The organism is Streptomyces sp. NPDC107559 (genome assembly GCF_055657365.1).
The window spans coordinates 240740-253434 of record NZ_JBVKBD010000010.1; the positions used below are offsets into that span (position 1 = coordinate 240740).

General features: G+C 73.6%; 11 protein-coding genes. 6 read left to right on the top strand and 5 right to left on the bottom strand.

Going from position 1 to position 12695, the window contains the following annotated elements; translation table 11 throughout:
- Positions 1 to 144 precede the first annotated feature (144 nt).
- From egtA to ACZ7OY_RS28110, 5 genes are all read left to right on the top strand, one after another.
- Complete coding sequence (gene egtA, locus ACZ7OY_RS28090; protein WP_471913941.1) at positions 145 to 1464, top strand: ergothioneine biosynthesis glutamate--cysteine ligase EgtA; 1320 nt, start codon at positions 145 to 147, stop codon at positions 1462 to 1464.
- The gene (gene egtB, locus ACZ7OY_RS28095; RefSeq protein WP_471913942.1) at positions 1461 to 2807 is read left to right on the top strand and encodes an ergothioneine biosynthesis protein EgtB; all 1347 of its coding nucleotides are present in this window, start codon (positions 1461 to 1463) and stop codon (positions 2805 to 2807) included. Before egtA ends, egtB begins: the two co-directional genes overlap by 4 nt.
- The gene (gene egtC, locus ACZ7OY_RS28100) at positions 2807 to 3595 is read left to right on the top strand and encodes an ergothioneine biosynthesis protein EgtC (RefSeq protein WP_471913943.1); all 789 of its coding nucleotides are present in this window, start codon (positions 2807 to 2809) and stop codon (positions 3593 to 3595) included. Before egtB ends, egtC begins: the two co-directional genes overlap by 1 nt.
- Positions 3592 to 4554, top strand: a complete 963-nt coding sequence (gene egtD / locus ACZ7OY_RS28105; protein ID WP_471913944.1) for an L-histidine N(alpha)-methyltransferase — start codon at positions 3592 to 3594, stop codon at positions 4552 to 4554. Before egtC ends, egtD begins: the two co-directional genes overlap by 4 nt.
- Before the next feature lie 152 nt (positions 4555 to 4706).
- Complete coding sequence (locus tag ACZ7OY_RS28110) at positions 4707 to 4922, top strand: dodecin (RefSeq protein WP_351610388.1); 216 nt, start codon at positions 4707 to 4709, stop codon at positions 4920 to 4922.
- A gap of 48 nt (positions 4923 to 4970) precedes the next feature.
- Here ACZ7OY_RS28110 and ACZ7OY_RS28115 read toward each other — a convergent pair whose 3' ends face one another.
- Complete coding sequence (locus ACZ7OY_RS28115) at positions 4971 to 5462, bottom strand: phosphatase domain-containing protein (protein ID WP_471913945.1); 492 nt, start codon at positions 5460 to 5462, stop codon at positions 4971 to 4973.
- A gap of 85 nt (positions 5463 to 5547) precedes the next feature.
- On the opposite strand from ACZ7OY_RS28115, the gene ACZ7OY_RS28120 reads away from it, so the two are divergent.
- Positions 5548 to 6549, top strand: coding sequence for an LLM class flavin-dependent oxidoreductase (locus ACZ7OY_RS28120; protein WP_471913946.1), 1002 nt, complete (start codon positions 5548 to 5550; stop codon positions 6547 to 6549).
- Positions 6550 to 6586: 37 nt separating this feature from the next.
- Here ACZ7OY_RS28120 and ACZ7OY_RS28125 read toward each other — a convergent pair whose 3' ends face one another.
- The 4 genes from ACZ7OY_RS28125 to ACZ7OY_RS28140 all read right to left on the bottom strand — a co-directional run bounded on the left by ACZ7OY_RS28125 (position 6587) and on the right by ACZ7OY_RS28140 (position 12616).
- Positions 6587 to 9061 carry an ATP-dependent Clp protease ATP-binding subunit gene (locus ACZ7OY_RS28125; protein ID WP_471913947.1) on the bottom strand — a complete coding sequence of 825 codons (2475 nt, stop codon included), beginning with the start codon at positions 9059 to 9061 and terminating at the stop codon, positions 6587 to 6589.
- A 340-nt stretch (positions 9062 to 9401) separates the two neighbouring features.
- Positions 9402 to 10196 carry a lysophospholipid acyltransferase family protein gene (locus tag ACZ7OY_RS28130; protein ID WP_471913948.1) on the bottom strand — a complete coding sequence of 265 codons (795 nt, stop codon included), beginning with the start codon at positions 10194 to 10196 and terminating at the stop codon, positions 9402 to 9404.
- Positions 10196 to 10972 (bottom strand): GNAT family N-acetyltransferase, encoded by a 777-nt coding sequence (locus ACZ7OY_RS28135; protein WP_471913949.1) that lies wholly within the window; start codon positions 10970 to 10972, stop codon positions 10196 to 10198. The genes ACZ7OY_RS28130 and ACZ7OY_RS28135 overlap by 1 nt, the downstream gene beginning before the upstream one ends.
- A 144-nt stretch (positions 10973 to 11116) precedes the next feature.
- Positions 11117 to 12616 (bottom strand): glycosyltransferase family 39 protein, encoded by a 1500-nt coding sequence (locus ACZ7OY_RS28140; RefSeq protein WP_471913950.1) that lies wholly within the window; start codon positions 12614 to 12616, stop codon positions 11117 to 11119.
- Positions 12617 to 12695 lie beyond the last annotated feature (79 nt).

The window sequence follows — 12695 nt, forward strand, 5'->3', positions numbered from 1 at the left end:
CTGGGCACACGCAGGGTGTGCCCCATAAGCGATGATGTGCACCCTTGTGCGATTCGACTCGACAGTCTTGGGTAGGACGAGCGCGTGCGCCGTCCCTGGGTACCCGGGACCGGCTGAACGGTGGAATCTCAGGAGGATCCTGACATGCCCGATTCAATAAGCGCCCGTACGGAGGGCGACTGTACGCACCCCCGCACCGCCCTCACCGAAGCCGAGGTGGAGGCCCTGGTACGGGGAATCTGCTTCAAGACGGGACCGCCCCGCACCGTCGGGGTGGAAGTGGAATGGCTCGTCCACGAGCTGCGCAGGCCGCAACTCCCGGTCACACCCGAACGACTGCACGCCGCCTACGCCGCACTGCGGACCGTGCCCCTGAGGTCGGCGCTCACCACCGAGCCCGGCGGCCAGCTGGAACTGAGCTCGCCGCCCGCCGCCTCCCTGATGGAGTGCATCGGCATCGTCTCCGCCGATCTCGACGCCGTCCGCGCGGTGCTCCGCGAGGCCGGACTCCGCCTCCGCGGCATCGGCACCGATCCCTGGCACACACCCCGCCGTTTCCTGCGCGAGCCGCGCTACGACGCCATGGAGACCTGTCTGGACCGCTCGGGTCCGGCCGGCCGAGCCATGATGTGCACCTCCGCCTCCGTCCAGGTGTGTCTGGACGCCGGGTACGAGGAGCCCGGCACCCTCGGACTCGGGCGGCGCTGGTGGCTGGCGCACACCCTGGGCCCGGTCCTGGTGGCCGCGTTCGCGAACTCTCCGGTGATCGCGGGCAGGCCCACCGGCTGGGTGTCCACCCGTCAGCTGATCTGGACGGACATCGGCGCGGGCCGGGCGGGCGCGCCGCCGCTGGAGGCCGAGCCGCGCGACGCCTGGGCCCGGCACGTCCTGGACGCGCCGGTGATGTGCGTACGCGAGGACACCGGCCCCTGGCATGTCCCGGACGGGCTGACCTTCCGGCAGTGGATCAGGTCCGGGACGCCGAGGCCGCCCACCCGCGCGGACCTCGACTACCACGTCACGACCCTGTTCCCGCCGGTCAGGCCGCGCGGGCATCTGGAGCTGCGCATGATCGACGCGCAGCCCGGCGACGACGGGTGGATCGTGCCGCTCGCCGTGACCACGGCCCTCTTCGAAGACCGGGAGGCCACCGAGACCGCCTACCGCTGTGTGAAACCGCTGGCCGAACGCGCCGTCGGCATGCCCGCGCCGCACAACCCGCTGTGGATGGACGCCGCCCGGTACGGGCTCGGCGATCCCGAACTGCACGAGGCGGCCATCGCCTGCTTCGCGGCGGCGCTGGACGCCCTGCCCCGGCTCGGTGCCACGACCGAGGTCACGAACGCCGTGGCGGCGTTCGTGAAGCGCTACGTCATCCCGGGCCGCTGTCCGGCCGACGACCTGCTCGACCGACTGCGCGGCACGATGGACCACCGCGCGCACGGGAAGGACATCCGCACATGACCGAGCCCGCCCTCGACACCGAGACCCTCCGCGAGCCCGCCCTCGACGCCGAGTCCCTCCGCGAGCGCGCGCTGACGTCGCTGATCACCGCCCGCGAGCGCACGAGCCTGCTGACCGACTGCGTCGACGGGCCGGATCTCACCGCCCAGCACTCCCCGTTGATGTCGCCCCTGGTCTGGGACCTCGCGCACATCGGCAACCAGGAGGAGCTCTGGCTGCTGCGCACGGTCGCCGGCCGGGAGGCCATGCGCCCCGAGATCGACAGCCTCTACGACGCCTTCGAGCATCCGCGCTCCGAACGGCCCTCGCTGCCGCTGCTGCCGCCCGCCGAGGCCCGCGCCTACGCGGCCGAGGTGCGCGGCCGCGCCCTGGACGTGCTGGAGGGCACCGCCTTCCACGGGACCCGGCTGACCGAGGCGGGCTTCGCCTTCGGGATGATCGCGCAGCACGAACAGCAGCACGACGAGACCATGCTGATCACCCATCAGCTGCGCACCGGACCACAGGTCCTGACCGCACCGGACCCCGAGCCCGCCCCGCTGTTCGCGGGCCCGGCCGAAGTCCTGGTCCCCGGCGGCCCGTTCACCATGGGCACCTCGTCCGAGCCCTGGGCACTGGACAACGAACGGCCCGCGCACCGGCGGGAGGTGGCCGCGTTCCACATCGACACGGCACCGGTGTCCAACGCCGCGTACCGGGCGTTCATCGAGGACGGCGGCTACGACACCGAGCGCTGGTGGGCGCCGCAGGGCTGGGCGCACATCCGCAAGCACTCCATCACCGCCCCGCTGTTCTGGCACAGCGACGGCCGGCAGTGGCTGCGGCGCCGCTTCGGCGTCACCGAGGTGGTACCGCCCGACGAGCCGGTGCTGCACGTGAGCTGGTACGAGGCCGACGCCTACGCACGCTGGGCCGGGCGGCGGCTGCCCACCGAGGCCGAGTGGGAGAAGGCCGCCCGCCACGACCCCGCGGGCGACCGCTCGACGCGCTATCCCTGGGGCGACGCCGACCCGACGCCGGAACACGCCAACCTGGGCCAGCGGCATCTGCGGCCGGCCCCCGTCGGCAGCTATCCGGCAGGCGAGTCGCCGCTCGGCGTACGGCAGTTGATCGGTGACGTGTGGGAGTGGACGGCGAGCGACTTCCAGCCGTACCCGGGGTTCAAGGCGTTCCCGTACAAGGAGTACTCGGAGGTGTTCTTCGGCCCCGAGCACAAGGTGCTGCGCGGCGGTTCGTTCGCCGTGGACCCGGTCGCCTGCCGGGGCACGTTCCGCAACTGGGACTACCCGATCCGGCGGCAGATCTTCTCCGGGTTCCGCACCGCCCGCTCGGAGGCCGTCTGATGTGCCGTCACCTGGCCTATCTGGGGCCCGCGCAGCCGCTGGGGCGGCTGCTGACGGAGCCCGCGCACGGCCTGTACCGCCAGTCCTGGGCACCCCGGCAGCAGCGCTACGGGACGGTCAACGCCGACGGCTTCGGCGTGGGCTGGTACGCGGCCGGGGACCCGGCACCGGCCCGCTACCGGCGGGCCGGGCCGATCTGGGCCGACCTGTCCTTCGCCGACCTGGCCCGGGTGGTGCGCACCACCGCCCTGCTCGCCGCGGTCCGGGACGCGACCCTGGCGGGCGCCGACGCGGAGGCCGCCGCGGCTCCGTTCGCGGCGGGCCCCTGGCTGTTCAGCCACAACGGCGCCGTGGCCGGCTGGCCGCACACCATGGCCGCGGCCGCCCGGACGCTGCCGCCCGAGGAACTGCTGTCGCTGGAGGCGCGCAACGACTCCGCGCTGGTCTGGGCCCTGGCCCTGCACCGGCTGCGCCACGGCGACGAGCCGGGCCGCGCCCTGGCCGACACGGTCGTCGACGTGGCCGCCGCGGCACCGCAGTCCCGTCTCAACCTGCTGCTGACCGACGGCGAGACCATCGCCGCGACCGCCTGGGGGGACACCCTCTGGTACCTGGCCGAACCCGGCCGCGCCGTCGTGGCCTCCGAGCCCTACGACGACGATCCGCACTGGCTTCAGGTCCCCGACCGCACGCTGCTCGTGGCGAGCCGTACCGAGGTGCTGCTCACCCCGATCGGGGAACCGAGCACCGAGGCGGTACCCGCACCCTTGAAGGAGCCCTGTACGTGAGCCCGTTCCTTGTCACCCGCACCCTTCCCGAGGACGCCACGGACGCCGCGCTGCGCGCGGACGTCCTGCTCGGCCTCACCTCAGACCCCAAGACGCTGCCGCCGAAGTGGTTCTACGACGCGCACGGCAGCGATCTGTTCGAGCAGATCACCGAACTCGACGAGTACTACCCCACCCGCGCCGAGCGCGAGATCCTGGCCGGCCGGGCCGACGCGATCGCGGTGGCGACCGGGGCCCGCACCCTGGTCGAACTCGGCTCCGGTTCCTCCGAGAAGACCCGCTATCTGCTCGAAGCCCTCACCGGTCTGAGCTGCTACGTCCCGGTGGACGTCAGCGAGAGCGCCCTCACCCAGGCCGGCCGGGCGCTGGCCGCCGAGCGGCCGGGACTCGACGTGCACGCGCTGATCGCCGACTTCACCGACACGATGAAGCTGCCGGACACCCCCGGACCCCGGCTGGTGGCCTTCCTCGGCGGCACGATCGGCAATCTGCTGCCCGCCGAGCGAGCCACGTTCCTGGCGTCCGTACGGGCCCTGCTCGCGCCCGGGGACTCGCTGCTGCTAGGCACGGACCTGGTCAAGGACGAAGAGGTGCTGGTCCGGGCCTACGACGACGCGGCCGGGGTGACGGCCGCGTTCGACAAGAACGTGCTGACCGTCGTCAACCGTGAGCTGGGCGCCGACTTCGACCTCGACGCCTTCGACCACGTGGCCCTGTGGGACGCGGAGCACGAGTGGATCGAGATGCGGCTGCGGGCACGCACCGACCAGACCGTGAAGATCCCCGTGCTCGATCTCGCCGTGGACTTCAAGGCCGGCGAGGAGCTGCGCACCGAGGTGTCGGCGAAGTTCCGCAAGGACGGGGTGCGCACCGAACTGGCCGCCGCCGGAATGGAGTTGACGCACTGGTGGACGGACACGCAGGGCCGCTTCGCGCTGTCGCTCAGCACGGTGCGCTGAGCGCGGACGCCGCCTGAGAGGGTCCGCCGGCGCCCCTGGGCCCGGCGGACCCGCGGCGCGCGTGCGGCGCCCGACGCCTCGCGCTCCGGCGTGGCCTGGGGCACCGTGGAGGCATACGTGACATACCGGTCACGGCGGAGAGGAGCCCCCGCATGTCGAACCACACCTACCGGGTCACGGAGATCGTCGGCACCTCGCACGAGGGCATCGACCAGGCCGTCCGCAACGGCATCTCCCGCGCCTCGCAGACCCTGCGCAACCTGGACTGGTTCGAGGTGACCCAGGTTCGCGGCCAGATCGAGAACGGTGTGATCGAGCACTGGCAGGCCTGCCTGAAGGTCGGCTTCCGGATCGAGGACACCGACTGACCGCTCCGCCGGCGTACGACCGGGGCGCGTCGCCCGCACCGACGCGCCTCAGGTCCGCCCGTCCTGCTCCTGGGCCGCCGTCAGCGCGTCCGAGGGAGCGCGCCAGCGCGCCCGGACCACGGTGAATCCCGCCCGCTCGGCGTCGTCGCACACGAGTTCGTCGTCGTCCACCAGGAACCTGACCTCCCGGGTACGGGCGAGGCGCCGCAGGGTCTCCAGTTTGGTGCGCCGGGCGGGCCGCCGGTCGTCGTTGCGCCGCATGTACACACGCCCCTGCGGCAGCCCGTGCGCCGCGAGCCAGTCGAGCGTGTCGGGGCGGCACCGCTCGGGCCGCCCGGTCAGATAGACGACCTCGCTCTCCCGCGCGCTCGTCACCGCCAGCGCCACGCCCTCGGCGATCGGCGGGTCCTGCGGCGCGGCGCCGAAGAAGGCGTCCCAGTCCCGCGGACTGCGCTCCAGGAACCGCTGCCGGTGCGCGGTGTCGGCGAGGGTGTTGTCCAGATCGAACACCGCGAGCGGCGGTCTGCTGCTGTCTGCCACGGCGCCCACCCTAGACGCCGCCCGCCATGGGGATCCCGCCGCCGTCGGTGGGGAATCCCCCGGCCCGCCCGGTGTTGAACCACATATGAGCTCCGTGATCGCCTCGGCCCGCTTCTCCGTCCTCGACCGCTCCCGGATCCGGCAGGGCCGTCCGGCCGCCGAGGCGCTGCGCGACACCGTGGCGCTGGCGCGGGAGGCGGAGCGGCTCGGCTACCACCGCTTCTGGGTGTCCGAGCACCACGGGGTGCCCGGGGTGGCCGGTTCCGCGCCGACCGTGCTGGCCGCGGCGGTGGCCAGCGCGACGAGCACCATCAGGGTCGGCACCGGCGGGGTGATGCTGCCCAACCACCGGCCGCTGATCGTGGCCGAACAGTTCGGGGTGCTGGAGTCGCTCTTCCCGGGGCGCGTCGACATGGGCCTGGGCCGTTCGGTGGGGTTCACCGACGGGGTGCGCAGGGCGCTCGGGCGCGGCAAGGACGACGCCGAGGACTTCGCGGCCCAGCTCGACGAACTGCTCGGCTGGTTCCGCGGCACGTCCCCGACGGGGGTGCACGCGCGCCCCTCCGAGGGCCTCGACGTGCCGCCGTTCGTGCTGGCCATGGGCGAGGGCGCGGACATCGCGGCCCGCGCGGGCCTGCCGATGGTGATCGGTGACCTGCGCGACCGCGAGCGGATGCGGCGGGGCGTCGACCGCTACCGCGCCGGCTTCCGGCCGTCCGGCTGGGCGCCGGAGCCGTACGTCGTGATCTCCGGCTCGGTCGCGGTGGCCGCGACCCCGGAGGCGGCCCGGCGGCTGCTGGTGCCGGAGGCCTGGTCCATGGCGTACGCCCGTACGCACGGCAGCTTCCCGCCGCTGCCCCCGGCCGAGGCCGTCGAGGCGCGCACGATGACGGCGAAGGAGCGCGGCTTCTACGAGTCCGGGCTCGCCGGACACATCGCCGGCACCGAGGAGCAGGTCGCGCACGAGCTGGAGACGGTGCTGAAGGAGACGGGCGCGCAGGAGGTGCTCGTCACCACGAGCACCTACGACCGCGCGGCCCTGCTCGACTCCTATCGGCGGCTCGCCGCCGTCGTGATGGCCTCCTGAGTCGTGACGGCGTCCCGAGGGGGCCGCCTCGGACGCGTCAGACCTCGGCCGGTTTGTCCGCCCGGATGACGATCGCGCCTTCGTGCGCGTCCACCCGGGCCCGGTCGCCCGCGTTCAGCTCGCCCGACAGCAGCATGTCGGCCAGCCGGTCGTCGACCTCGCGCTGGATGGTGCGGCGCAGCGGACGGGCGCCGAAGTCGGGCTGGTAGCCGAGGTTCGCCAGCAGGTCGGCGGCCGCGTCGGTGACCTCCAGACCGACGTCCTGGGCGGCCAGCCGGCGCCGGGTGTGTTCCAGCAGCAGGTCCACGATCTCGCGCAGCTGGCTGCGGACCAGACCGCGGAAGACGATGATCTCGTCGATGCGGTTGAGGAACTCCGGCCGGAAGTACTGGTGGAGCACCGGCATGACCGTCTCGCGGACCTTGGCGTAGTCCTCCACGCCGGCGGCCAGGATGCGGTCGGCGCCGATGTTGGACGTCATGATCACGACGGTGTTCTTGAAGTCGACCGTGCGGCCCTGGGAGTCGGTCAGCCGCCCGTCGTCGAGCAGTTGCAGCAGCGTGTTGAAGACGTCGGGGTGCGCCTTCTCCACCTCGTCCAGCAGCAGCACGGTGTACGGCTGCCTGCGCACCGCCTCGGTGAGCTGCCCGGCCTCGTCGTGGCCGACGTATCCGGGCGGGGCGCCGACCAGCCGGGAGACGGTGTGCCGCTCCTGGAACTCGCTCATGTCCAGGCGGATCATGCGGTGCTCGTCGCCGAAGAGCGCGGCGGCCAGGGCGCGGGCGAGCTCGGTCTTGCCGACTCCGGTCGGGCCGAGGAAGAGGAAGCTGCCGACGGGGCGGTTGGGGTCGCTCATCCCGGCCCGTGCGCGGCGCACGGCACGGGAGATGGCCGTGATGGCCTCGTCCTGGCCGACGACCCGCTCGTGGAGGTGCTCCTCCAGCTTCATCAGCCGCTCGCGCTCCTCCTCGGTGAGCTGGGCGACCGGGATGCCGGTGGTGCGGGACACGACCTCGGCGATGTCCTCGGCGGTGACCTTGGGCGTCTGCTCCTCGGTCTGGCCCACCTCGGCGAGCCGGCCCTCCGCCTCCTTGATCCGGTCGCGGAGCTCCTTGGCCCGCTCGTACTCCTCGTCGGCGACGGCCTGGTCCTTCTCCCGGTTCAGGGCGGCGATGTCGTCCTCGATCTCGCGGGTGTCGGCGAGCGGGGTCTTCGCGCGCAGCCGCACCCGGGCGGCGGCCTGGTCCATCAGGTCGATGGCCTTGTCGGGCAGGAACCGGGAGGTGATGTAGCGGTCGGACAGCTCGGCCGCGGCGACCACCGCCTCGTCGGTGATACGGACCTGGTGGTGGGCCTCGTAGCGGTCGCGCAGTCCGCGCAGGATCTCGATGGTGTCGTCGACGGACGGTTCGCCCACCAGGATCGGGGCGAAGCGCCGCTCCAGCGCGGCGTCCTTCTCGATGTGCTTGCGGTACTCGTCGACCGTGGTGGCGCCGATCAGGTGCAGCTCGCCGCGGGCCAGGGCGGGCTTGAGCATGTTGCCCGCGTCCATGGCGCCCTCACCGCCGCCGCCCGCGCCGACGACGGTGTGCATCTCGTCGAGGAACAGCACCAGGCCGTCGCCGTGCTCGCTCACCTCGTCGAGCAGCTTCTTCAGCCGCTCCTCGAACTCGCCGCGGTACTTGGTGCCGGCGACCATCCCGGCGAGGTCGAGGGAGACGAGCCGCTTGCCCGCGAGGGTCTTCGGCACGTCGTCGGCCACGATGCGCTGGGCGATGCCCTCGACGATGGCGGTCTTGCCCACGCCGGGGTCGCCGATGAGGACGGGGTTGTTCTTGCTGCGCCGGGAGAGGACCTCGATGGTCTGTTCGACCTCGTCGTCGCGTCCGATCACCGGGTCGAGGCGCCCGGCCCGCGCGTCCTCGGTGAGGTCGCGGCCGAACTCGTCGATCGTCGGTGTGCTGCTGGGCCCCTTGGCCCGCTCGCCCACGGTCTCGGTGGGCATCCGGGTCGGCTCCCAGCCGGTGTCGGCGAGGGCCCGTCCGGCCGTCGACTCGGGGTTGGCGGCGAGGGCGCGCAGCAGGTGTTCGGGACCGATGTAGGAGGAGTCCTCGGCACGGGAGATCTGGTAGGCGTCCAGCAGGGCCCGCTTGGCCGAGGGGGTGAGCGTGGTGGGCGCCGCCTTCTCGGCGGCATCCTCGCCGATGCCGAGCCGCTCCCTGATCCGGTCGGGGTCCGCGCCCGCCTCCGCGATCAGCCGGCGGGTCGAGTGGTGCGTGGTGGCCGCGGCCAGCAGATGCCGGGCGTCGAGCTCCTCGCTGCCCTCGGCGGCGGCCAGGTCCCTGGCCTCGGCGACGAGTTCACGGGCGCGCTCCGACAGCAGACTGCCGATGTCGAGCGCCTGCACCCGGCGCGCCTGCGCGGGCTGTCCCTGGCCGCCGAAGAACCGGGACATCAGCTCGTCGAACTCCTCGAAGGGGCTGCGTCCGAATCCGAAACCTGGAGTACTCATCCTTGCGGGCCTTCCCTGCGCAGCCGACAGCCGTCCAATGGCCCCAAACTGCCACAATTCAGACATCCCTGCATATGCACCGGTCAGGGAGCCGGCCCAGCACCCTCGCGCGGGGCCGCGAGCGCGAGGCTCACCCCGGCGGGTCGCGCGGCGCCCGTCCGGCACGTCGGCGGAGCACAGGCCCCCACCGTGGCGCGGGTGCGTGGCAGCAGCGTCACGGCACCAGGTCCGGCGCGGGAGGGTGGCGGGACCACGCCCGGTCCCGCCACCCTCCGGCCGTCAGGGACGCACGGCGACCGTCACGCGTGGCCGCCGCCGCCAGAAGTGCCGCCCGCCCCCGTCAGGGGTGCGCTCCGGCCCGCACGCCCAGGCTGTGCTGCGCCGCGCGGGCGAGGGCGCGGCGGTCGGCGTGGGCTCCCGCGGGCAGGGCGGGCCGGACCTCCACCTCGGCGATCAGCCCGCGCGCCGACACCACCCGCCACACCGAGGCGAGCAGCGAGTCGTCGCCGACGTAGGCGGGCGCCGTGCTGGCCGCTCCCCCGGCGAACCGGTAGCGGATGTGCACGGGCTGGACCGCCGCCCCCGCGTCGAGCGCGGCCTGGAAGGCCGCCCGCCGGAAGTCGCCCTGGGCCCGGCCGCACCAGGTGCTGCCCTCGGGGAAGACCGCGACCGCCCCGCCGGCCCGCAAGGCCTCCGCCATGCGGGCCACGGTGTCGGGCAGGGCGCGCAGCCGGTCGCGGTCGATGAACAGCACGCCGCCGCCCGCGGCCAGCGGGCCCGCCACCGGCCACTGCCGGATCTCGGCCTTGGCCAGCATCCGGGCCGGCCGCACGGCGGCGAGCAGCGGGATGTCGAGCCACGAGATGTGGTTGGCGACCAGGAGCAGCCCGCCGGTGGGCGCGGCCGGGCCGGTGACCCGGATCCGCACCCCGGCGGCCCGTACGATCCACCGGCTCCACCGGCGTATCGCCTCCGCGGGGATCCACCGGCCCAGCGGCACCAGCGTGATCCCCGCGAGAAGCAGCACGATCAACGCCGTCATCCGCAGCACGGCCCGCGGTACGGCGGCGGCGGAGCCCGTCGGCTCCACACACGCCCCGGGGGTGCAGGGCGCGCTGGGCAGCCAGACGCTCATCAGGCCGGGACGAGCGAGAGGAAGTGCCGCAGGTAGCGCTCGTTGACCCGGCGCATCGACAGCAGCACGTACAGGTCGGCGACTCCGAAGTCGGGGTCGTGGGCGGGCTCGGCGCACACCCAGGCGCCCAGCCTGATGTAGCCGCGCAGCAGGGCGGGCAGTTCGGTGCGGGCGGGCGTGGTCAGGCCCGCGGGCGGGGTCCAGGGCCGCAGCGGCCGTACCCGGAACTCCTCGGGCGCCAGGTGCTTCTCGCGCACCCGGTCCCAGGTCGCGGCGGCCAGCGTGCCGCCGTCGGCCAGCGGGACGGAGCAGCAGCCCGCCAGCCACTCGTGGCCGCGCTCGACCATGTAGCGGGCGATCCCGGCCCAGATCAGGCCGATGACCGCGCCGTCCCGGTGGTCGGGGTGCACGCAGGAGCGGCCGACCTCGACCAGTCCGGGCCGGATCGGGGCGAGCGGGCTGAGGTCGAACTCGCCCTCGGAGTAAAGGCGTCCGGCGACCGCGGCCCGCTCCGGCGGCAGCAGCCGGTAGGTGCCGACCACCTCGCCGGTGGCGCCGTCCCGTATGAGAAGGTGATCGCAGTAGGCGTCGAAGGCGTCCACGTCCAGGCCCGGCTCGGGACCGTCCAGGCGGGCGCCCATTTCACCGGCGAACACCTGGTGCCGCAGCCGCTGCGCGGCGCGGACGTCGTCCTGGTCGCGGGCGAGCGAGACCAGATAGCCGGATCCTCCGGCCGGGGCTGCCAGTGCGGGGGGCGAGGCGGGCAGGGCGGTCATGACGGTCTCCTGTGCCGAGCGGAAGCGTGAGGACATCTGCACCTCACTTTTTCCGCCCCCGGCTGGCCTGGACGTGTCCTGTGCGGGGCCCATGGATGTGCGGCTGCTGAATGACCGGTTCTTTGCGTCCTGAATGCCGCGGTGTCACTTCGTCCGCAGCAGCAGGGCCACCGTCAGTCCACCCGGACGGTCCGCCCCGTACGCGGTGTAATGGGCGCGCAGGGCCGCGGCCTGGAGCGGCGGCAGGCCGTCGAGCGGATCGCTCTGGTCACCCATCACCACCAGCCAGATCCGCTTCTCGCCGTGCAGGCACCGGACCGGCTGCGGACAGTCGGTCGACAGCAGGTCGTCGCGGCGGACGGCCGGCTCGTCGAGGAAGACGTCGCGCAGTACGAGGTCGCGGGGCAGGTAGTAGCGGACGCCGAGCGGGAACATGCCGGCCTCCTCGTCCCGGTCGTAGACGATCGCGTCGCCCGGTACGTAGTACTTGCCGATGGTCCGGGCGGCCGCCGCGTAGTCGGGGCCGCCGGTCCAGTAGTGCGCGAGCGGCTCGCCCAGGGCGAGCTGTTCGGGCAGCGTGAGCAGCGTGAGGGCGGCGAGCACCGCGGCGATCACCGGCCGGGTCCTGGCGGCCGCCACGAGCCCCGCTCCGGCCAGGACCGCGAGGGCCGGCAGGGTGAACAGCATGTAGCGGAAGTAGAAGTACGACATCCCGCCCTGGGAGACCGTCCAGATCACCAGCGGGGGCACCAGCGCCGAGACCGCGCAGAAGGCGACGGCGTCCCGGCGCTGCCCGCAGGCCAGCGCGACGAGCAGCATCAGCGCCCCGGCGCACAGACCGGAGTAGAACAGCTGCGACCAGATGTCGACCAGGCCCCAGCCGTCCGGCCGGGTGATCCAGGAGCTCTGCCGGCCGGTCTGCGACTGGCCCAGCGCGACCAGCGGGAACAGCGCGGCGACCGCGGCCGTGACGGCCAGACAGAAACCCCACCAGCGGCGGCGCTCCGGCCGGCCCCGCAGGGCCACCAGGACCGGATGCGCCAGCAGGCAGGTCAGCGCGATCAGGTGGAACAGTCCGACGGCCACCACCGCCAGCGCGTAGAGCGCCCAGCGGCCCGGGCTGCGCGGCCGGTCCAGGGCGCGCAGCAGCAGCAGCGCGGCCAGGGTCACGGCCAGCATCACCAGGGCGTACGGGCGGGCTTCGTGGGCGAACCGGCTCACCCCCGGGATCAGGGCGAACAGCAGACCGCCGGCCAGTCCGGCGCGGCGGCCGAACAGGCGCTGCCCGATCAGCGCCACGCAGGCCGCGGTGGCGGCCATGGCCAGGGCCGAGGGCAGCCGCAGGGCCAAGGGCGAGTCCCCGAACAGACGGGTCCAGCCGTGCAGGAGGAGGTAGTACGTGCCCACCACGGCGTCCACCCGGCGCACGGTGGCGAGCACCTGTCCGACGCTGCGTGCGGACATGTCCCAGCTCGTCAGTTCGTCGCGACCCAGCAGGGGTTCACCGATCCGGTACAGGGCGGCGGCGAGGGTGGCCAGCGTGGGCCACAGCCATGGACCGCGGGGGACGGACCGGCGGTCGTGCCGCTCTGCGGACGCCGCGGTGTCCCCCGCGGCCGGGGCGGGAGGAGAGAGGAGTGCCATGCCGACAGCCATAGCCGCGGGCCGGGCCCGGCCGCCTGCGCGACCCGCCCGACCCGGCGGCTTTCCCCTGTTCGGCCTC

Coding starts and splice junctions, on each gene's coding strand:
- ACZ7OY_RS28110 (WP_351610388.1), top strand. CDS start 4,707: ATGTCGAACCACACCTACCGGGTCACGGAGATCGTCGGCACCTCGCAC.
- ACZ7OY_RS28135 (WP_471913949.1), bottom strand. CDS start 10,972: ATGACCGCCCTGCCCGCCTCGCCCCCCGCACTGGCAGCCCCGGCCGGA.
- ACZ7OY_RS28130 (WP_471913948.1), bottom strand. CDS start 10,196: ATGAGCGTCTGGCTGCCCAGCGCGCCCTGCACCCCCGGGGCGTGTGTG.
- ACZ7OY_RS28120 (WP_471913946.1), top strand. CDS start 5,548: ATGAGCTCCGTGATCGCCTCGGCCCGCTTCTCCGTCCTCGACCGCTCC.
- egtA (WP_471913941.1), top strand. CDS start 145: ATGCCCGATTCAATAAGCGCCCGTACGGAGGGCGACTGTACGCACCCC.
- ACZ7OY_RS28125 (WP_471913947.1), bottom strand. CDS start 9,061: ATGAGTACTCCAGGTTTCGGATTCGGACGCAGCCCCTTCGAGGAGTTC.
- egtC (WP_471913943.1), top strand. CDS start 2,807: ATGTGCCGTCACCTGGCCTATCTGGGGCCCGCGCAGCCGCTGGGGCGG.
- egtB (WP_471913942.1), top strand. CDS start 1,461: ATGACCGAGCCCGCCCTCGACACCGAGACCCTCCGCGAGCCCGCCCTC.
- ACZ7OY_RS28140 (WP_471913950.1), bottom strand. CDS start 12,616: ATGGCACTCCTCTCTCCTCCCGCCCCGGCCGCGGGGGACACCGCGGCG.